Below are 20,038 nucleotides of genomic sequence, written 5' to 3' on the forward strand. Positions count from 1 at the left end.
GCGCGTCCACCGGCTGCCTAAGGTCGTCGCGTGGGTACGCGCGCGGGCATCGTCGTCACCGGCACCGAGGTGCTCACCGGTCGGGTGACCGACCGCAACGGGCCGTGGCTGGCCGAGCAGCTGCGCCGGCGGGGGCTGGACGTCGCCGCGGTCGTGGTGGTCGGTGACCGCCCGGAGGACCTGCAGGCCGCGCTGGACTTCCTCGCCGGCTCCGGCGCCGACCTGCTGATCACCACCGGCGGCCTCGGCCCCACCGCCGACGACCTCACCGCCCAGGTGGTCGGCGACTGGCACGGGCGCCCGTCGGAGGTCGATCCGGAGCTCGAGTCGCGGGTCGCCGCGATCGTGGCCCGGCTGACCGCCCGGCGCGGCTGGCGGGTCGACCCGGCCGCCCAGGCCGCGGGCGTCGCCAAGCAGGCGCGGGTGCCCGCCGGCGCCACCGTGCTCGAACCGGTCGGCACGGCGCCCGGGCTCGTGGTGCCGCCCGCCGAGGGGCGCAGCGGCCCGCCGGTCGTGGTCCTCCCCGGGCCGCCGCCGGAGCTGCAGGGCATGTGGCCGGCAGCCCTGGCCGCCGCGCCGGTGGCCGGGGTGCTCGCCGGCGGCGCGGAGCTGCGGCAGGAGACGGTGCGCCTGTGGGGCACGCTGGAGGCCCAGCTGGCGGCCACCCTGCGCGACGCCGAGCCCGAGCTCGCCGGCCTGGAGATCACCACCTGCCTGCGGGACGGCGAGCTGGAGATCGTCACCCGCTTCGGGCCGGACGCCCAGCCGGCGTACGACGAGCTGGCGGCGCTGCTGACCGCGGAGTACGGGGACACCCTCTACTCGACCGGACCGACCGTCGACGACCTGGTCGCCGGCGCGCTGGAGAGCCGGGGCCTGACGATCGCCACCGCCGAGTCGTGCACCGGGGGTCTCCTGGTCGCCCGGCTCACCGAGCGCCCCGGCTCCTCGGCGTGGGTGCTGGGCGGGGTCTGCTCCTACGCCAACTCGGCGAAGGAGGCGATGGTCGACGTCCCGACGGCGATGCTGGCCGAGCACGGCGCCGTCAGCCCGCAGGTGGCCCGGGCCCTCGCCGACGGCGCGCGGGCCCGGTTCGGCGCCGACGTCGGGGTGGGCATCACGGGCGTCGCCGGCCCGGGTGGCGGCTCGGCCGACAAGCCCGTGGGCACCGTGCACCTGTGCGCCGTGGGACCCGACGCCGTCGTGGCGCGGTCGGTGCGCCTGCCCGGCTCGCGGTCGGCGGTGCGCGAGCGCTCCGTCGTCCTGGCGATGCAGATGCTGCGCGAGCTCCTGCTGGGCGGCCCGCCGGCGTGACGACGACGACCCTCCACGCGACCGGCCCGCTCGGCCCGGCCCAGGTGTGGGACCGCTACCTGTTCCTGGACCGCTGGCCGGCGTGGGCTCCGCAGATCACGGGCGTCGACTGCGCCGAGCGGGTGCTGACCGCCGGCGCGCGGGGCCGGGTGCGCGCGCCGCTGGGCGTGCGGCTGCCCTTCACGATCGAGGCGGTCGACCCGCGCGCCCGCTCGTGGTCGTGGACGGTCGCCGTGGGCCCGCTCCGGCTGCACCTGCACCACTGGGTCGCCGACGGCCCGGGGGGCGGCACGACCGCCGGGCTGCGCACGTCCGGGCCGGCGCCCCTGGTGCTGGGGTACGCCCCGGCGGCGTCCTGGGCGCTGCGCCGGCTGGTGCGCTGACCCGGCGCGCGGGTTCCACGTGGAACGCCGCGCCGTCCTACCGTGCTCGCATGAGCGCCACCCACGAGGTCACCAACCAGGTGCCGCCGCTGGCCGGGCACGACCCGATCGCCGGGGACGCCGCCCTCGCCGAGGCCTGCGTGCGGCACGCGGACGCCGCCACCCTCGCGTCGCTGGCCGAGCTGGGGGCGGTCGCCGGCAGCGAGCAGGCCCGCGAGTGGGGCCGGCTGGCCGACGAGAACCGGCCGGTGCTGCGCACCCACGACCGGTACGGCACGCGCATCGACGAGGTCGAGTTCCACCCGGCCTGGCACGAGCTGATGCGGACGGCGTTCGCCTCCGGCCTGGCGGGCGCGCCCTGGGCCGACCAGGACCCGCACGCCCACGTCCGCCGCGCCGCCGGCTACCTCGGCTGGACGCAGGTCGAGATGGGCCACGGCTGCCCGGTGACGATGACCTACGCGGCCGTTCCGGCGCTGCGCGCGACCCCGGAGCTCGCCGCCGTCTACGAGCCGGGGCTGACCGGCACGGGCTACGCGTTCGGCCTCACCGCGCCGGCGGCCAAGCCGGGGCTGGTGGCGGGCATGGGCATGACCGAGAAGCAGGGCGGCTCCGACGTCCGGTCCAACACCACCCGCGCCGTGCCGTGCGCCGACGACACGTACGCGTTGACCGGCCACAAGTGGTTCACCTCCGCGCCGATGAGCGACCTGTTCCTCGTCCTGGCGCAGCTGCCCGAGGGCGTCTCCTGCTTCCTGGTGCCGCGGGTGCTCCCCGACGGCAGCCGCAACGTGTTCCGGCTGCAGCGGCTCAAGGACAAGCTGGGCGACCGGGCCAACGCCTCCAGCGAGGTGGAGTTCGACGGGACGACGGGCTGGCTGGTGGGGGAGGCCGGCCGCGGCGTCCCCACGATCATCGAGATGGTCAACACGACCCGGCTGGACTGCGTGCTGGGGTCGGCCGCCACGGTCCGGGCCGCGCTCACGCAGGCGCTGCACCACGCGCGGCACCGGCGCGCCTTCGGCGCCCTGCTGGTGGACCAGCCGCTGATGCAGAACGTGCTGGCCGACCTCGCCGTGGAGAGCGAGGCGGCGACGGCGCTGGCGATCCGGCTGGCCGCCGCGGTCGACGGCGGCGAGTCGGCGTTCCTGCGCCTCGCGGGGGCGGCGGCGAAGTTCTGGGTGTGCAAGCGCGCGCCGGGCGTCGTCGCCGAGGCCCTCGAGGTCCTCGGGGGCAACGGCTACGTGGAGGAGTCGGGCATGCCGCGGCTCTACCGGCAGGCGCCGCTGAACTCGATCTGGGAGGGCTCGGGCAACGTCATCGCGCTCGACGTGCTCCGGGCACTGGGCCGCTCCGGCGAGTCGCTGGCCGCGGTGACGGCGGAGCTCGAGCTCGCCCGCGGCGCCGACGCGCGCTACGACGCGGCCGTGGAGCGGCTCCGGGGGGAGCTCGGCGACCGCGACGGCCTGGACCTGCGGGCCCGGCGGGTGGCCGGGCAGCTGGCGCTGTGCCTGCAGGCGTCGCTGCTGCTGCGGTACGCGCCCGACGAGGTCGCCGGCACGTTCTGCGCCACCCGGCTGGGCGGCGACTGGGGCGCCGTGCTGGGCACTCTCCCCGCGGGGACGCCGGTCGGGCGGATCGTCGAGCGGGCCGTGGTCGCGCCCGGCTGACTCGCCCTGCCCCGGGACGTCGGCGTGCCACTACTCTCGGAGATGCGTCGGACTCCGTGCCGTCGTGGGCCTCCGTCGTTCGGGCACGGCGGGCCCGGAGCACGGGGACCGAGCTCCGCAGGGGGAGAAGGAAGCGGGCGAGTGCACCGAGACGACGGCGTGGTTCCGCCCGCGCAGGGCGATCTCTTGGCGACGGTCCCCGATGCCGTCTACCACCTCGACCGCGGGTGGCAGATCACCTACCTGAACGCCGCGGTCGAGGAGCTCGTGGAGCGCCGGGCCGAGGATCTGCTGGGCCGGCACCTCTTCGACGCCTTCCCCGCGCTGCGCGGCAGCGAGCTGGAACGCCGGCTGTCGGCGGTCCTCGCCGACGGGGAACCGCGGAGCTTCGAGTTCCGCTACGAGCCGGCGAACCGCTGGTTCGAGGTGCGCGCCTTCGCCGACCCGCTCGGCCTGTCGATCTTCTTCCGGGACGTCGACGCCGACCGCCGGGCCCGCACCGAGCAGGCCGAGGAACTGCGGCTGCTGACGGCCGTCCTCGACGCGCTGCCCTCGCCCACGGCGCTGCTCGACACCGACGGGCGGATCCTGACCATGAACCGGGTCTGGACCAGCAGCGCGAAGGGGCTGCGGGAGTCCGGCGCGTACGGCGGCAAGGTCGGCGACCACTACCTGGACCTGATGAGCCAGGGGCTGCGCGACAGCGACCGCCAGGCCATCGCGGCCGGCGTGGGTGGCCTGCTCGCCGGTCCCGCGCCCGTGTTCACCTATGACTTCCCGCACCCCGTGGGCGGCCGGACGGTGTGGCTGCGCCTCCAGGCCGCGCGCGTGGAGCCCACCGGGCAGGTCGTGATGGCCAACACCGACATCACCGAGCGGATGGGGCACCTCGAGGAGCTGGCCTGGCGGGCCACCCACGACGACCTCACGGGCCTGCCCAACCGCGGTCACCTGCTCGAGCTGACCGCGGCGGCGCTCGCCGAGGACCCCATGCAGACGGCGCTGCTCTTCCTCGACCTCGACGGGTTCAAGACGGTCAACGACTCCCTCGGGCACGAGGTCGGCGACGAGCTGCTGCGCGAGGTGGGCACCCGGCTCGCCGCCCAGGTCCGCCCGGACGACGCGGTGGGCCGGCTGGGCGGCGACCAGTTCCTGGTGCTCGCCCGCGAGTGCGACATGTCCGAGGCCGCCGCGCTGGCCTTCCGGCTGCAGCAGTCGTTCGCCGCGCCCTTCGTGGCCGAGGGCATCTCGGTGCCGCTGTCGGCCAGCATCGGCGTCGCCGTCGGGCAGCGCGGGCAGCGCCAGGCGCACCAGCTGCTCAGCGACGCCGATGCCGCGGCGTACGCCGCCAAGGGCTCGGGCCGGGACCGCATCCACCTGTTCTCGCCCGGGCTCCGGGACGCCGCTCGCTGGCGGCTGGAGGTGGCCAACGCCCTGCGCGACGGCGCGCAGGACCAGCTCGTCGTCCACTACCAGCCGGTCGTGCGCATGGACACCGGCGCCATCGACGGCGTCGAGGCGCTGCTGCGCTGGCAGCACCCCGAGCGCGGGCTGCTCAGCCCGGACGCGTTCCTCTCCGTGGCCGAGGAGACCGGTCAGCTCATCCCGATCACCCGGTGGCTGCTGGGGGAGACGACGCGTCAGGCCGCGGAGTGGGCGTCGCGCGGGCTGGCCCTGCGGATGTCGGTCAACATCAGCGCCCGGCACTTCTCCGCGGAGACGCTGGTGCGCGACGTCCGGGTCGCGCTGCACGACTCGGGTCTGGCGCCCGACCAGCTGATCCTCGAGCTCACCGAGACCAGCGTCGCCGAGGACCCGACCCGCGCCGAGGACCAGCTCTCCGTGCTGCGCAACTCCGGCGTCCGGGTGGCCATCGACGACTTCGGCACCGGCTGGTCGTCGCTGGCGCAGCTCATGGCGCTGCCGATCGGCACGCTGAAGATCGACCGGTCGCTGCTGACCGCCGCGCAGCGCCTGGCCTCCGGCGGCCAGGGCGCGGTCCTGGCCGCGATCGTGGCCCTCACCCGCACCCTCGGCATCCGGTCGGTGGCCGAGGGCGTGGAGACCGCCGAGCACCTGCAGATGGTGCGCGACGCGGGCTGCGACCTGGCCCAGGGCTACCTGCTGGCCCGGCCCATGCCGGCGAGCGAGATCTGGGGATGGGTCGGGCGGGTGGAGGCCGCCGGGGGCGACTCCTGCGCGCTGGCACTGTCGGGGTCCCTGCGATAGAGGCTCCCGTGCTCCCCACCCCTCCCGGACTCGCGGCGGGCCCCGGCACGGGGGCCGGACCGGTGGCGCGGCGGCGGGCGCGCTCCCCGGGGGGCGCGCCGCCGGAGACGCCGACGGGGCACACTGCCCCCGTGACCGATCTCTCCGCGCCGGTGGAGGCCGCGCCGGCCCAGTTCCCGGACGAGCGGCCCCGCCCCGCGCTCGACCTGCTCATCTGGGACGCGCCGAACATCGACATGACCCTGTCGACGGTGATCGGGGCGCGGCCGACGGCGGCCTCGCGCCCGCGGTTCGACGCGATAGCGGCGTGGTTCGTGGACGGCGCGAACGGGGTCGGCGGGGCTGACGGAGCGCCGGACGCGCCGGAGGTCGAGGCCTGCGTCTTCGCCAACATCCCGCCCGTCGTCGGCAGCATGCGCGGCTGGGTCGAGGCGCTGCGCGGCTTCGGCTACTCCGTCTTCGCCCGGCCGAAGATCCAGTCCGACGACGACATCGACCAGGACATGCTCGACCACATCGAGGTCCGGGCGCACAGCCACCGGCTGCGGCGGCTGGTCGTCTTCTCCGGTGACGGCCGCAACTTCGCCGAGCCGCTCGAGGAGCTCGTCCGGGCCGGCACCGAGGTCGTCGTCGTCGCCTTCAGCGAGGTGGCCGGCTACGCGATCGGCTCGGAGCTGCTCCGGTTCATCGACATCGAGGACGTGCCGGGCGCGTTCGCGGTGCCGCTGGACCGGGTCCGCCTCGACGCCCTCCCGCCGGACGGTGCCTGGCTGCGGCCGACCAAGAACCTGCGCGAGTTCGTCGCGAGCTACACCGCCCGCCGCAGCAGCTGACCGGCCGGGCCTCACCCCCGCGAGGGGGTGTGCCCCCGGCCGTGCCTCAAGCGGGGTACCGGCCGGTGCCGATGGACGGGTGTGCCCGAGTCCGCCCGCCGTCGCCTCCTGGGCGCGCTGCTCGCCGGCGACGAGCCGGCGGCCGACGGCGGGCGCGACCCCGACGACGACGGCCGCGAGGCGGCGGAGGTCGCCGAGGTCGCCGAGGTCGCCGAGGTCGCCGGCATCATGCAGCAGCGGGCACGGGCGTCCGGCCTCGTCATCGGCGTCGTCGCGGTGCTGGTCTTCCCGGCCTGGACGCTGCTGGACCGCTACCTGGAGCCGGGCCTGGCGCCGCAGTTCCTCCTCGTGCGGCTCCTGGCGCTGGTGCCGATGCTCGGCTGCCTCTACCTGCTCTGGCGCTCGCCGCTCGGCCGCCGGCGCCCCGAGCTGCTGACCCTGCTGATCCTCGTCGCCGTGCAGGTCGCCATCTGCTGGATGGTCGCGCAGGTCGACAACACCGAGTCCTACGCCTCGGGCCTGTCGCTGGCGATCTACGGCTGCGGGGGCGTGCTGGCCGCCTCCGTGCGCTGGACCGGGATGCTGACCGCCGTCACGTGGCTCGGCCTGGGCGGCGCCGTGCTCCTCGCCCCCCGGGGGATCCCGGACGTCGACGTCGTCGCGGTGGTGTTCTGGCTGACCACGGCCTCGGTGGTGGCCACCGTCACCCACGCCGTCCGCCATGCGCTCGGCTCCCGCGAGCTCACCACCCGGGTCAGCCTGCTGCGCGAGCGGGAGCGCACGCGGGCGCTGCTCGACCGCCTGGAGCGGCTGAGCCTGGAGGACCCGCTCACCGGCCTGGCCAACCGCCGGCGCTGGGACGCCGAGCTCGCCGCCGCCTGCGCCGCGGCGCCCGAGGGCGGGGACCCGGTGGCGGTCGTCGTGATCGACGTGGACCACTTCAAGCAGGTCAACGACCGGCACGGGCACGCCGGTGGCGACGCGGCGCTGCAGGAGGTGGCCCGGCTGCTGATGGACCGCGTCCGCGCGGGTGACCTCGTGGCGCGGCTGGGCGGCGACGAGCTCGCCGTCCTCCTGCCGGGAGCCGACGCCGACCGGGCCGCGGACCTGGCCGAGGAGCTGCGCGTCGCCGTCGCGGCCCTGGAGCTCCCCGGCTTCGACCGGGGCGAGCTCACCCTGTCCCTCGGCGTGGCCGCCGGTGCCGGGCTCACCCCCGAGCAGCTGACGAGTCGGGCCGACGAGCGGCTCTACGCCGCGAAGGCCACGCGCAACGCCGTCGGCTCCCCGCTGCCCGGCCCGCGAGCGCCGGCCGAGCAGGTCGACGCGACCCGCTGACCCCCCGGGGTGAGAAGCCCCAGGGGTACCGGACGGAGTCGTTCCGCACGGGATACGGTTCCTGTCTGCGGAGCCTCCGCGCCCGTTCCCGCCGCAGCGGCCCGCCCGCGCCCCTCACGACCAGGAAGCAGCCATGACCGAACCCGGCGTCGACCACCCCGTGGCCGACAGCGCCGCCGACGTGACGTCGGTGGGCCGAGGCCTGTCGGTCAACGCCCGGGTGGAGGGCGCCGGCGAGCACGCGATCGTGGTGCGCCCGTCGGTCGGCGACTACGTCGGGCAGGACGTGGTGGCCGTCGGCGAGACGGTCGAGGTCTTCTGGCATGGCCCGGCCGGTGGACGGGCGCTGCCCGCCGTGGTCACCCGCGTCGAGTACGGCGCCGCCCCCCGCTGGCACCTGGCGGTCGGCGGTCCGGCGATCGACAAGCAGCGCCGCACGGCCGTCCGCTGCCGGGTCAGCGTGCCGGTGACCGTCTCGCTGCGCGGCCTGGACCTCAGCGGCGAGTCGCGGGACCTCAGCGAGGCGGGCCTCCAGGTCCTCGTCGACGGCCACGGCAGCACCCCGCCCGAGCCGGGCACCCGGCTCGGCGTGACCGTGCACCTGGAGGACGGCGTCGCGCGGTACCGCGGCGAGGTCGTCCGGGCGCGCGGCCGGACCGGCGAGTGGCTGATGAGCCTGCGTTTCCTCGACCCGGCCGAGCGCGACCAGGACCGGCTGCGCCGCCGGGTGTTCCAGGGGCTGCGCGAGGAGCGCGCCCGCAGCGCCGTCGACCGACCCTCCGGCGGGTAGCCGGCGCCGGTTCGGGGCATCCCGCACCGGTGACGTCCCCCGCCCCGCTGCCCGACGCGCTCCGCGAGGTGCGCGACCGGGTCGCCACCGCCCCGCTCGGCCTGGCCACGGCCGGCCGCGACGAGGCCCGCCGCGCCGCCCGCGCGGTGGTCGACCAGATCGACGACTACCTGCTGCCGCGGCTGCGCGACCTCGACGCCCCGCTGCTCACGGTGGTCGGCGGCTCCACGGGCGCGGGCAAGTCCACGCTGGTCAACAGCCTGGTCGGCGCCCCGGTCACGGCGTCGGGGGTGCTGCGCCCGACCACGCGCTCACCGGTCCTCGTCTGCTCGCCCGCCGATGCCGCCGCCTTCGCCGGCGACCGGGTGCTGCCCGGCCTGGCGCGGGTCACCGGCGGGCCGGGCGGCCCCGGGACGCTGGAGCTCGTGGCGCACCCGGCGGTGCCGGCGGGGCTGGCGCTGCTCGACGCGCCCGACGTCGACTCCGTCGTCACCGCCAACCGCGACCTCGCCGCCCAGCTGCTGGGCGCCGCCGACCTGTGGGTGTTCGTCACCACCGCGGCGCGCTACGCCGACGCCGTCCCCTGGGACGTGCTGCGGACGGCGCAGGAGCGCGGCACCGCCCTGGCCATCGTGCTGGACCGCGTGCCCCCCGAGGCCGTCGCGGAGGTCGCGACCGACCTCAGCGGCATGCTCGGCAGGGCCGGGCTGGCGGCCGCCCGGCTGTTCGTCGTCGAGGAGCGGGCGCCGTCCGGCGGCCTGCTGTCGGAGGAGCAGGTGGCCCCGCTGCGCGACTGGCTGCACGCGCTGGCGGCGGACCGGGAGCAGCGCGCCGCCGTCGTCCGGCAGACGCTGACCGGGGCGCTGGCCAGCCTCGAGGAGCGGGTGGCCCGGATCGCCGCCGCGGTCGAGGAGCAGCGCACCGCCGGCCGGGAGCTGCACGCCGCGGCGGAGGCGGCGTACACCGGCGCCTGCGAGGCGGTCGACGAGGGCGTGGAGAGCGGCACCCTGCTGCGCGGGGAGGTGCTCGCGCGCTGGCAGGAGTTCGTGGGCGCCGGGGAGTGGATGCGGAGCCTGCAGACCCGCGTGGGCCGGCTGCGCGACCGGCTGGCGGCCGCCCTCACCGGCCGCCCGAGCCCGACCGAGGACCTCACGGGCGCGCTGGAGACCGGCATCGCGGCGCTGCTGCGGGCCGAGGCCGACCGGGCCGCCGAGCGCACCGTCGGCGCGTGGCGGGCCCTGCCGGGCGGGGCCGCGCTGCTCGCCGAGGACGCCGACGCGCTGTCCCGCGTCTCCCCCGACTTCCCCGAGGCCGCCGCGGCGCAGGTGCGGGACTGGCAGGGGGGCGTGCTGGACCTCGTGCGCGACCAGGGCGCCGACCGGCGCACCCGCGCCCGGCTGCTGTCGTGGGGGGTCAACGGCGCCGGCGCGGTGGTCATGGTGGCCGTCTTCGCCTCCACCGGCGGGCTGACCGGTGGGGAGGTCGCCGTCGCCGGGGGGACGACGGCGGTGGGTCAGCGGCTGCTCGAGGCGGTGCTCGGCGACGCCGCCGTGCGCGCGCTGGCCGACCGGGCCCGGGAGGACCTGCGCGGGCGGGCCGCGGGCCTGCTGCGGTCGGAGCAGGAGCGCTTCGACCTGCGGATCGCCGACGCCGCGCCCGCCGAGGACGCGGCCGCCGGGCTCCGGTCCGCGGCCGCCGGGCTGGCCGGGGCCGTGCGGGCGGGCCGGTGAGGAGACGTGAGGCGCCCCTGGCCGACCGGCTGGCGGGCCTGCGCGAGGCGGTGGACGTGGCCGCCGAGCGGCTGGAGGGCCCGGAGGAGGTCGCGGCCCTGGGCCGCGCCCGGTCCCTGCTCGCCAAGGCCGGCGCGCGGACGGCGCTAGGGGAGGCGACCGTGGTGGCCCTGGCCGGCGCGACGGGCAGCGGCAAGTCGACGCTGTTCAACGCCCTCTCCGGGGCCGAGGTGAGCAGCCCGGGCGTGCGCCGGCCGACCACCGGCGTCGCCCACGCCACGGTGTGGGGCGACGAGCCGCAGGACCGGCTGCTCGACTGGCTCGAGGTGCCCCGGCGGCACCGGCACCCACCCGACCCCGCCCTGGACGGACTGGTCCTGCTCGACCTCCCCGACCACGACAGCGTGCGGCTGGAGAACCGGCTGGAGGTCGACCGGCTGGTCGGGCTGGTCGACGTGCTGGTCTGGGTGCTCGATCCGGAGAAGTACGCCGACGCCGCCGTGCACGAGCGATACCTGCGGCCGCTGGCCGGGCACGCCGGCGTGCTGCTCGTCGTCCTCAACCAGATCGACCGGCTCGACCCCGAGGCCGCGCGCGCCTGCGTCACCGACCTGCGCGGGCTGCTGGACCGCGAGGGCCTGGCCGGCACCCCCCTGCTCGCGGTGTCGGCGCGCACCGGCGCGGGTCTGGGCGACCTGCGCCACGACCTGGTCGGCCGGGTCGCCGCGCGCAAGGCCGCCACCGAGCGGCTGGGCGCCGACGTCACCGCCGCGGCCACCGAGCTGCGCCGCTGCTGCGCCGGCGACCGCGGGGGCGCCGCCGGCACCGGGCGGGCCGAGCGGGAACGGCTGACCGATGCGCTCGCGGGCGCGGCCGGGGTGCCCGTGGTGGCCGCCGCCGTCGAGCGGTCGGTCCGCCGGGACGGCGCCGCGGTGACCGGGTGGCCGCTGGTGCGGTGGGGCCGGAAGCTGCGACCGGACCCGCTGCGGCGGCTGCACCTCGACGACGCCCCGGCCGGCGCCGGTCCCGCAGCCCCGCCGGCGCGCACGTCCCTGCCCCCGGCCGGCGCCGTGCAGCGGGCAGCGCTCTCCACCGCGGTCCGCGCCGCGCGGGAGACCGCGGGCGCCGGCCTGCCCCGCCCGTGGGCCGACGCGCTGCGCCGCGAGGTGGAGGTGTCCGAGGAACGGCTGGCCGACCGGCTCGACGCCGCCGTCGCCGGCACGGACCTGGGCTCCCGCCGGACGCCGCTGTGGCAGCGCGCCACCGGCGGCCTGCAGTGGCTGCTGGCCGCCGTCGCCCTCGTCGGGGTGCTGTGGCTGCTGGCGCTGGTCGGCCTGGGCCTGCTCCAGCTGGACGACGTCGTGCCGCTGCCCCGGGTCGAGGGGATCCCGCTGCCCACGCTGCTGCTGGGCGGCGGGCTGCTGGCCGGCGCGCTGCTCGCCCTGCTCGCGCGGCCGCTGGTGCGCGTCCGGGCCCGGCGCCGGCGTCGGCGGGCCGAGCTCCGGCTGCGGGCGGCGGTCGCCGCGGTGGGGGAGGAGGAGCTGCTGGCGCCGATGGCCGACGTCCGCGCCGACCACGACCGCTTCGCCGCCGCCCTGGCCCGCGCCGGCTGAGCGGCGCTGCGCTCAGTTGCGCGGGATGCGGGGGGAGCGGGGCGCGGGCACCTGGTCCTGCGGGGTCTGCACGGCGCGCAATCCGGAGGGGAGCCGTGCCCAGACGTGCTTGCGGCCGGGGCGGCACTCCCAGCCGTAGTCGACCGACAGCTGCGCCACCAGGTGCAGGCCCATGCCGCCCATCGACGGGTCGCGGTCCACGGCCGGGATCGGCGGGGAGTCGGGGGCCTCGTCGCTGAGGTCGAGCAGCCAGCCCTCGTCGTTGGCCACCACCAGGGCGCGGACGGCGCCGCCGCCGTGGCGCAGCGCGTTGGAGGCCAGCTCCTCGAAGACCAGCAGCAGGCCGTCGCGGGCATCCTCGGTGGAGGTGGAGCTCACCGACGGGTGCGCGACGCGGGCCCGCAGGTCCGACCGGACGCGGGAGACGACGTGCATGGCCTCCAGCTGCCAGTGCCAGACGTCGCCGGCGACGGAGGGGACGGACGCCTGCGGCCACGCCTCCTGCCCCATCGCTCCCCCTCGCGTCTGATCCCGGGCCCCGATTCCCGGTACCGGCCGGGATCCCATCCTGACCGACGCGGGCCGGTCTCGCAGCGGCGGGCACCGATCCGGCCGTCGAGACCGCCCGTCTGGGGCACACTCTGCGCCGTGGAGGACGTTCTGCGGGAGCTGACCCGGGTGGTCCTGGCCGAGCGCGCGCTCGGCGAGACGCTGGAGCAGATCACGGGGATCGCCCGGCGCGGCATCCCGGGCGCGGACGCGTCGTCGATCACCCTCGTCCGCGGCGACCAGCCCTACACGGCGGCCTTCTCCGGCAAGGTGGCGCTGGCCGCGGACGAGCTGCAGTACGAGGAGGGCTACGGCCCGTGCCTGGACGCCGGCCGGGGTGGGGTCGTGCTGCGCATCGACGACATGCTCACCGAGCAGCGCTGGCCCGACTACGTGGTGCGCACGGCCGCGATCGGGGTCCGCAGCTCGCTGTCGATCCCGCTGCCCTACCAGGGCGGCGTCATCGGGGCGCTGAACAACTACTCGGCGGAGCCGGCCGCCTTCGCCTCGCCGGAGTCGCTGTCGGTCGCCACCGACGTCGCCGAGGCGATCGCGGTCGCCGTCGCCAACGCCGAGGCGCACCACGAGCTCGGCGAGCAGGCCCGCAACATGCGCATCGCGATGGAGTCCCGGGCGGTGATCGAGCAGGCCAAGGGCGTGCTCATGGCGCAGCAGGGCGTCGACGCCGAGCAGGCGTTCGAGATCCTGCGCGCCGCCTCCCAGCGGGGCAACCGCAAGCTGCGCGACATCGCGGTGGGGGTCGTCGCCTCCACCCAGCGGCGCGACTAGCTCCGCACGACTAGCTCCGCGCGGCCAGGGCCGCGAGGCGGGACACGAGGAACTCGACGGCCGCCGCGCTGTCCACGCGCTCGGCGACGTGCACCGCGGTCGGGGAGCCCGAGGGGTCCCGGCGGTCCACCAGCGTCTGCCCCCGGGTGACGCCGAGCCCGGTGTCGACGACGACGTCGCGCGGCGCCGTGGTGAGCGTCCCCGGCACGATCGCCTCGGTCAGCGCCAGGGCGTCGTGCACCACCACGCCGTCCACTCCGTAGCGGCGCCGGGAGACGTCCATGTACTGCCGCAGGATCGCCGCCGTCGTCGCCCCGAGCGGGCCGGCCGCCGCGAACCGGGCCACGCCGGACTCGCCGAGCACGGTCGGCAGCGTGACGTCCAGGCCCACCATCACCGTGGGCACGGTCGAGGAGAACACCGCCTGCGCCGCCTCGGGGTCGGCCCACGCGTTGAACTCCGCCGCCGCGGTGACGTTGCCCCCGGCGCCGGCCGAGCCGCCCATGACGACCAGCCGGCCGATCCGCGCGGCGGCCTCGGGGTGCACGGCCAGCAGCAGCGCGATGTTCGTCAGGGGCCCGATGGCCGCCACGGTGACCGGCCGCGGCGAGGCCAGCAGCAGGTCGGCCAGCGCGACGACCGCGGGCCGCGGGTCGACCGCGGCGGGGGAGCGGGGCAGCTCGACCCCGCCCAGCCCCGCGGCGCCGTGCACGTGCCCGGCGCGCTCGGCCATCGGGTGCACCAGCGGGGCCCGGGCACCCGCGGCCACGGGCACGTCGGCGCGGCCGGCCAGGTGCAGCACCCGCAGCGCGTTCTCCGTGGTCTGCGCCAGGTCCACGTTCCCGTGCGTCGTGGTCACCAGGCGGAGGTCGACCTCCGGGCTGGCCACTGCCAGCAGGATCGCCACCGCGTCGTCGATGCCGGGGTCGGTGTCGATCACCAGGGGGGTCGGCTCCACCCGCCCATCCTGACCGGTCGACACGCCGGGGGCGACCGGCCGTGTCCCGGGATGACCGACGTCCCCGATCCGGGCGTCCACGCTCGGGAGGGCGTCGGGAGTCGACAAGGAACCGGTCCGGGAGCGGGGTCGTCGGCCCCTCCGGGAGCCCGTCGCAACGGTTCGGTCACGCGCCCGCCGGGAGGTGTCCCGGCAGGCCCTCCGGAGGGCCTGCGCTGCCTACCTTTCTCCTTGTCCGCGGCACCTTCCCCCCCTGTCGCGGTCACTACTTCAGGAGGACCCATGGCGATCGGACGGACCCCCGGGTCCAGCTCCTCGCCGTCCTCCGGCGAGCACTCGCCGAGCGGCCTGCTCGCGGTCCTCGAGCGGGCCGAGGCCCGCCCGCCGGCGGGGCGGCCGCGTCCGCGCCGCGCGGTCGTGCACTCCGCGGCGAGCGCGCGTGGCCGCCGGGCGCTCCCCGCGGCCCGGCCGGTTCCGCAGCTCCGCCCGCGGCCGCCGGCGCCCGCCGCCGTCCCCCCGGCCGGTGCCGGCAGCACCCCCGCGTCCGCCATGTGGCGGCCGGCGGGGAGCCCGGACCGGCCGGCCGCTCCCACGCCGCAGCGCCGTTCCGGCCTGGCCCGGCGGCTCGCCCTGTGGGGCGCGGGACCCGGCGGCGCCCACCTGGCGTGGAACCGGCCCGCTCCGGCGCCGGTTCCCGAGCCCGTGCCGTCGGCGCCCCTGCGCGCCCGGCTGCGGCGCGGCGTCCGCCGGCTCGCCCTCTGGGGCGCCGGTCCCACCGGCGCCCACCTGGCCTGGAACGTGCCGCCCCAGCCGCGGGTCTACAGCCTCCGGCTGCCGCCCCTCCCCGCCACCGCGGCGGCCGGGCTGCCCGGCATCCCCCCGAACGAGCCCGCGGCGTCTTCCCCCGCCGCGGCGCTTCTCCCGGTCCCCCGCCCTCGGGCGGCCGGGTCGCACCTCCTCCGGGCTCCCGCCCGGCCACCCCGGGCGTCGCAGCCTCGGGCATCGGAGCCCACCGGATGGCCTGCCGTCCGACCGGAGCCCTGCCCCGCACTGCCAGCGCCGTCCGGCTGGCCGATCCGGGAGGCTCCCGGCCCGCGGGCCGGCACCCGGAGCCCCGTCCGCGCCCGGACGCGCGGCGACCCGGCCCCGTGCCGGATCCGGGGATCCCCTCCCTAGCCCGGTCCTCCCGACAGCACCTCCGGCCACCCGGCCGCCGTCCTCCCGGCACCGCCCCCGCCGCGACCGGTCGCACTCCGCGGCCGCGACCGACGACCCTGGTCGCCGACTCCTCCCTCCCCTGGCCCGCACGCCAGGCGCCCCCGGCCCACTCCCGACGGTGCACCCCCCGCACCGCCTCCTCGACCGCACCGCACCACGTACGCGCCTCGACCCCCCGCCGGCCCTGCCTCGAGCAGCGGCGCGCGGACCCTCCAGGGAGGCGCAGACGGCCGGCGGAGCGCTCGACGGGGCGACCCGGGGCCGTCCGCGGAATGGACGACAGGTCCAGCCGGTACCCGTGGACGGGTATCTGACCGGCTGCCGCACCTGGCCGACGCGGCGCCGGCTCCCGGACCGCGGAGCGCGGAGTCGCCGCAGACCGGTCGCAGGGTGCGAGGCGGGAACGGCGCCCCGGCCCCGGCCCGCGGACCCCGGTCCGCACCCGCACCCCCAGGCGGGCGTTCGCCCGGGGTCCCGATCGCTCCGCCGGCGATCGGGACCCCCGGGCGGCGCCCGCCTCTCGCGTTCCGGGGGCCGCCCGGCCCGGCGGTGTCCTCCCCCACACCGGTGGCCGCGGGCCGCCCGGTGTGGGACAAAGGACTGGATGAACCGGGAGCACGCGACGCGGTGAAGCCGCCCCCGCCGCGTCCGGCCCCCGAGCAGGGCCCGGCGGAGGCCGTCGACGCGGTGCACAGCCTGCGTCTCGAACTCGCCGTCGAGGCCGCCGGCATCGGCAGCTTCGACTGGGACCTCGTCACCGGCCGGCTGGACTGGGACGACCGGCTGCTGGAGCTGTTCGGCTACACCCGCGAGGAGTGGGCCGGGTCGATCCAGGCCTTCAACGCCCGGCTGCACCCCGACGACGTCGAGGCCACGACGGCGGCCCTCCAGCACGCCATCGACGGCTGCGGCGCCTACGACGCCGAGTACCGCGTCGTCCTCCCGTCGGGCGAGACCCGCTGGGTGCGCGGCCGCGGGCGCGCGCTGGGCGACGAGGGGGGCATCGCCGTCCGGCTCCTGGGGGCCGCGTACGACACCACCAGCGCCCGCGCCGCCGACCTGCACGTCGCCCGGGTGCTGGAGGCCATGAACGAGGCCTTCTTCTCCCTGGACCGCGACTGGCGGTTCTCCTACGTCAACCGCCGGGCCGAGCAGGTGCTGGACCGCTCCCGCCCCGACCTGGTCGGCGGGGAGATCTGGTCGCTGTTCCCGCATGCCGTGGACAGCGACTTCGAGACGAACTACCGCGGCGCGGTCGCCTCCGGCCAGGAGCGGGTCTTCGAGGCCTACTACCCCGAGCCCCTGGACGCCTGGTTCGAGGTGCGGGCCTGGCCCACGCCCGACGGGCTGTCGGTGTACTTCCTCGACGTCACCGAGCGCCGTCGCGCGGAGACGGCGGCGCGCGAGGCCGCGGCCCGGCTCCGGGCGATCGCCGAGATCAGCAGCGCGATGGTCGACCAGCTGGGCCGGGTCCAGGACGAGCGGGCGGCGCTGCAGCGCGTGACCGAGGCGGTCGTGCCGGTGTTCGCCGACTGGGCCATCGGCACGCTCGTCGACGCGGACGGCCGGATGCGCGACGTCGCCAGCTGGCACACCGATCCGGCGCTGCGCGCGACCACGGCCCGCTACGCCGCCCTGCGGCTCGCCGCCATCGCCGACGACGCCCCGGTGCTGCGTGCGCTGCGCTCGGGGCAGACCCTGACCGTCGACGACGTCCCGGCCGTCATCCGCCCCACCTTGCCGCCGGGCGAGGTCGTCGAGGTCTTCGACCGGCTCGCCCCGCGCACCGCGCTCACCCTGCCCCTGGCCGCGCACGGGAAGACGCTGGGCGCGCTGAGCCTGTACCGCTCCGACAGCGGCCGGCCGGCCGACGCCGACGACGTCGCCGCGGCGCGCGAGGTGGCCGAGCGGGTCGCCCTCGCCCTGGACAACGCCCGGCTGCACGAGCAGCAGCGCCGGCTGGCCGAGGAGCTGCAGCGCAGCATGCTCACCGCGCCGCCCCGGCCCGACCACGCCGAGGTCGTCGTCCGCTACCTCCCGGCGGTGGAGGCCGCGCAGGTCGGCGGGGACTGGTACGACGCCTTCCTCCAGCCCGGCGGCGCGATGGTGCTGGTGATCGGCGATGTCGTCGGCCACGACATCGCCGCGGCCGCGGCCATGGGGCAGCTGCGCGGGCTCGTGCGCGGCATCGCGTTCCGCGAGGGGGCGGACCCCTCGACGGTGCTCACCGACCTCGACGTCGCCGTCCGCGGCCTGGAGATGGACACCATGGCGACCGCGATCGTCGCCCGGATCGAGCAGAGCCCCGAGCAGCGGGCCGCGGGGACGACGACGCTGCGCTGGTCCAACGCCGGGCACCCGCCGCCCCTGCTGATGCACGCCGACGGGCGGGTGGAGGAGCTGTCGGGGCCGCGCGCGGAGCTGATGCTCGGGGTCGACCCGACCGCCCGCCGCACCGACTCGACGGTCACCGTCGACCGTCCGGCGACCGTGCTGCTCTACACCGACGGCCTGGTCGAGGCCCGCGACCAGGAGCTGGACGACGGCATCGCGGCGCTGCGCGAGGCTCTGGCCGACCTCGCGGACCTGCCGCTGGCCGAGCTCTGCGACGGGCTGCTGGCCCGGCTGCGCCCGCACGGGGTGGCCGACGACGTCGCTCTGGTCGCCGTCCGGCTGCACGCCGAGGACCGCCCGCGCCCGCCGGAGGCCGGCCCCCGGCACGTCCCCCCGGTGCCCGGGGCCTAGCTCGGGAGGACGGCCCAGACGTGCTTGGTGCCGTCCTGCACGTACCAGCCGTGCGCGCTGGACAGCTCCGCGATCAGGTAGAGGCCGAGGCCCCCCTGGCTCGGGTCCCGCCCCACCGCCGGGGTCGGCGGTGCGTCGACCGCCCGGTCGGAGACCTCCAGGAGCCAGGCGGAGTCGGTGCGCCGCAGCGCGGCCCGCACGCCGCCGCGCCCGTGCCGCAGCGCGTTGGAGGCCATCTCGTCGAGGGCGAGCACGACGCGGTCGCGCGGCTCGGCGTCGGTGCTGTCGCGGAGCAGGGCGCGGACCTCGGCCCGGACGCCGGGCAGCTGGGCGATGGTGGAGAGCTCCCAGGAGCGGCCCCCCGAGGCAGGGGGCGGGGTCGCCGAGGGCCAGAGGGACCCGGCCGACTCCCGTGTCACGCCCGTGCTACCTCACAATGTCGCGCCGGCCGAGGTTTGACCGAACACTCGCGTATGCGCGTCTGGAGCGCCGTCCAAACCTCTTCGTGACGGGTGTCACCGGGTCGGTTCCCCGAGAGCGGCCAGGTACTCCGACACGCGCCCCGGGTCGCGCATGACCGGCCCCATGACGGCCACCCCCGCGGCACCGGCCCGCAGGCAGTCGGCGACGTCCCCGGGCGTGACCCCGCCGAGGGCGTGGACCGGCGGGGCGCCCCGCACCAGGCGGGCGAGCCCGGCCGGGCCGAGCGCCGGCCCGTAGCCCGGTTTGGACGGCGTGGGGAAGACCGGGGAGACGAGGACCCAGTCGCACCCCTCCGCGGCCGCGCGGTCGACCTCGTCGGCGGAGTGGCAGGAGCGCCCGACCAGCGCCGGGCGCGGACGCGGGAAGGGGTCGGCCGCCGCGAGGTGCACCGCCGTCCGCCCCGCGGGGCCGGGCGGACCCGCGACGACCAGCAGCCCCCCGACCGGCGCCAGGACGGCGGCGAGCGCGTCGGCGAGGGCCGCCCGCTCGGGCGGCGGCAGGTCCTTCTCGCGCAGCACCACCGCCCGCGCCCCGGCGTCCACGGCGGCGGCGACCACCTCCGGCAGCGGTGCGGCCGCCTGGGTGCGGTCGGTCAGCACGAGCAGCCCGGGCAGGACGCCGCTCACAGCTGCGGCAGCCCCTCGAACTGCGTCGAGGCCTCGGCGTGCCAGCGGCGGGGGATCCGCCCCGCCGACCGGGCGAGCCGGCCGGCCTCCACCGCGGAGCGCATCGCCCGCGCCATCCGCTCGGGATCGCGGGCGCGGGTGACGGCGGAGGCCAGCAGCACCGCGTCGCAGCCGAGCTCCATGGCCAGCGCCGCGTCCGACGCCGTGCCGATCCCGGCGTCGAGCACCACCGGCACGTCCACGGCCTCCCGCAGCAGGGCGATGGCGTGCGGGTTGCGGATGCCCAGGCCGCTGCCGATCGGGGAGCCCAGCGGCATGACGGCGGCGCAGCCCGCGTCGGCCAGCCGGCGGCCCAGGACCGCGTCGTCGGTGGTGTACGCGAGCACCCGGAAGCCGTCGTCCACCAGGTGCTCGGCGGCGTCCAGCAGCTCCACCGCGTCGGGCAGCAGCGTGCGCTCGTCCCCGATCACCTCGAGCTTGACCCAGTCGGTGCCGAAGGCCTCGCGGCCGAGCCGGGCGGTGAGCACCGCCTCCCGCGCCGTCCGGCAGCCGGCGGTGTTGGGCAGCAGCCGGACGCCGCAGCGGTCCAGCACCCGCATCATCGCCGCGTCCGCCGACGCCTCGATGCGGCGCAGCGCGACGGTGACGAGCTGGGTGCCGGAGGCGCGCACCGTCCGCTCGAGGACCTCCATGCTGGAGATGCCGCCGGTGCCCAGGACCAGCCGCGAGGAGAACGCCTCCCCGGCGACGATCCACGGATCGGTTCCCGTCAT

Annotated in this window: 16 protein-coding genes; 11 read left to right on the forward strand and 5 right to left on the reverse strand. The window is 77.5% G+C overall.

Annotated elements, in window-relative coordinates; all coding sequences use genetic code 11:
* The first annotated feature begins 30 nt into the window (after positions 1–30).
* From BMY88_RS17145 to BMY88_RS17185, 9 genes are all read left to right on the forward strand, one after another.
* Entirely contained in the window at positions 31–1,314 is a 1,284-nt protein-coding gene (locus BMY88_RS17145; protein ID WP_091946185.1) for a competence/damage-inducible protein A, read from the forward strand.
* Positions 1,311–1,697 (forward strand): SRPBCC family protein, encoded by a 387-nt coding sequence (locus tag BMY88_RS17150; RefSeq protein ID WP_091946188.1) that lies wholly within the window; start codon positions 1,311–1,313, stop codon positions 1,695–1,697. The genes BMY88_RS17145 and BMY88_RS17150 overlap by 4 nt, the downstream gene beginning before the upstream one ends.
* A 50-nt stretch (positions 1,698–1,747) precedes the next feature.
* Entirely contained in the window at positions 1,748–3,367 is a 1,620-nt protein-coding gene (locus tag BMY88_RS17155) for an acyl-CoA dehydrogenase family protein (protein WP_091946190.1), read from the forward strand.
* Between the two features lie 141 nt (positions 3,368–3,508).
* Entirely contained in the window at positions 3,509–5,596 is a 2,088-nt protein-coding gene (locus BMY88_RS17160; RefSeq protein ID WP_244524749.1) for a putative bifunctional diguanylate cyclase/phosphodiesterase, read from the forward strand.
* A gap of 131 nt (positions 5,597–5,727) precedes the next feature.
* Positions 5,728–6,429 (forward strand): NYN domain-containing protein, encoded by a 702-nt coding sequence (locus BMY88_RS17165; RefSeq protein WP_244524750.1) that lies wholly within the window; start codon positions 5,728–5,730, stop codon positions 6,427–6,429.
* Between the two features lie 81 nt (positions 6,430–6,510).
* A complete protein-coding gene (locus BMY88_RS17170) occupies positions 6,511–7,764 on the forward strand; it encodes a GGDEF domain-containing protein (protein ID WP_091946198.1) in 1,254 nt (417 codons plus the stop codon).
* A gap of 133 nt (positions 7,765–7,897) precedes the next feature.
* A complete protein-coding gene (locus tag BMY88_RS17175) occupies positions 7,898–8,554 on the forward strand; it encodes a PilZ domain-containing protein (protein ID WP_091946201.1) in 657 nt (218 codons plus the stop codon).
* Positions 8,555–8,583: 29 nt separating this feature from the next.
* Entirely contained in the window at positions 8,584–10,284 is a 1,701-nt protein-coding gene (locus BMY88_RS17180; RefSeq protein ID WP_091946205.1) for a P-loop NTPase family protein, read from the forward strand.
* Positions 10,281–11,897, forward strand: coding sequence for a GTPase (locus BMY88_RS17185; protein WP_091946208.1), 1,617 nt, complete (start codon positions 10,281–10,283; stop codon positions 11,895–11,897). The genes BMY88_RS17180 and BMY88_RS17185 overlap by 4 nt, the downstream gene beginning before the upstream one ends.
* Before the next feature lie 12 nt (positions 11,898–11,909).
* On the opposite strand, the gene BMY88_RS17190 is transcribed toward BMY88_RS17185, so the two are convergent.
* Entirely contained in the window at positions 11,910–12,407 is a 498-nt protein-coding gene (locus BMY88_RS17190) for an ATP-binding protein (RefSeq protein ID WP_091946211.1), read from the reverse strand.
* A gap of 138 nt (positions 12,408–12,545) precedes the next feature.
* On the opposite strand from BMY88_RS17190, the gene BMY88_RS17195 reads away from it, so the two are divergent.
* Positions 12,546–13,235 carry a GAF and ANTAR domain-containing protein gene (locus tag BMY88_RS17195; protein ID WP_091946213.1) on the forward strand — a complete coding sequence of 230 codons (690 nt, stop codon included), beginning with the start codon at positions 12,546–12,548 and terminating at the stop codon, positions 13,233–13,235.
* Between the two features lie 10 nt (positions 13,236–13,245).
* Here BMY88_RS17195 and BMY88_RS17200 read toward each other — a convergent pair whose 3' ends face one another.
* Positions 13,246–14,193 carry a nucleoside hydrolase gene (locus BMY88_RS17200; protein ID WP_091946216.1) on the reverse strand — a complete coding sequence of 316 codons (948 nt, stop codon included), beginning with the start codon at positions 14,191–14,193 and terminating at the stop codon, positions 13,246–13,248.
* Between the two features lie 1,845 nt (positions 14,194–16,038).
* On the opposite strand from BMY88_RS17200, the gene BMY88_RS17210 reads away from it, so the two are divergent.
* Positions 16,039–18,156, forward strand: a complete 2,118-nt coding sequence (locus BMY88_RS17210) for a PP2C family protein-serine/threonine phosphatase (protein WP_091946222.1) — start codon at positions 16,039–16,041, stop codon at positions 18,154–18,156.
* On the opposite strand, the gene BMY88_RS17215 is transcribed toward BMY88_RS17210, so the two are convergent.
* The 3 genes from BMY88_RS17215 to BMY88_RS17225 all read right to left on the reverse strand — a co-directional run bounded on the left by BMY88_RS17215 (position 18,153) and on the right by BMY88_RS17225 (position 20,038).
* Positions 18,153–18,575, reverse strand: a complete 423-nt coding sequence (locus tag BMY88_RS17215) for an ATP-binding protein (RefSeq protein ID WP_091946225.1) — start codon at positions 18,573–18,575, stop codon at positions 18,153–18,155. The genes BMY88_RS17210 and BMY88_RS17215 overlap by 4 nt on opposite strands.
* 96 nt (positions 18,576–18,671) lie before the next feature.
* Positions 18,672–19,265 (reverse strand): thiamine phosphate synthase, encoded by a 594-nt coding sequence (locus BMY88_RS17220; RefSeq protein WP_091946229.1) that lies wholly within the window; start codon positions 19,263–19,265, stop codon positions 18,672–18,674.
* Complete coding sequence (locus BMY88_RS17225; protein WP_091946233.1) at positions 19,262–20,038, reverse strand: thiazole synthase; 777 nt, start codon at positions 20,036–20,038, stop codon at positions 19,262–19,264. Before BMY88_RS17225 ends, BMY88_RS17220 begins: the two co-directional genes overlap by 4 nt.

Source organism: Trujillonella endophytica (genome assembly GCF_900110555.1).
Taxonomy (GTDB): Bacteria; Actinomycetota; Actinomycetes; order Mycobacteriales; family Geodermatophilaceae; genus Trujillonella; species Trujillonella endophytica.

What these genes read in the sequence shown, in the direction of transcription:
- BMY88_RS17155 (WP_091946190.1), top strand. Translation starts at nt 1,748, where the DNA reads ATGAGCGCCACCCACGAGGTCACCAACCAGGTGCCGCCGCTGGCCGGG.
- BMY88_RS17225 (WP_091946233.1), bottom strand. Translation starts at nt 20,038, where the DNA reads ATGACGGGAACCGATCCGTGGATCGTCGCCGGGGAGGCGTTCTCCTCG.
- BMY88_RS17175 (WP_091946201.1), top strand. Translation starts at nt 7,898, where the DNA reads ATGACCGAACCCGGCGTCGACCACCCCGTGGCCGACAGCGCCGCCGAC.
- BMY88_RS17190 (WP_091946211.1), bottom strand. Translation starts at nt 12,407, where the DNA reads ATGGGGCAGGAGGCGTGGCCGCAGGCGTCCGTCCCCTCCGTCGCCGGC.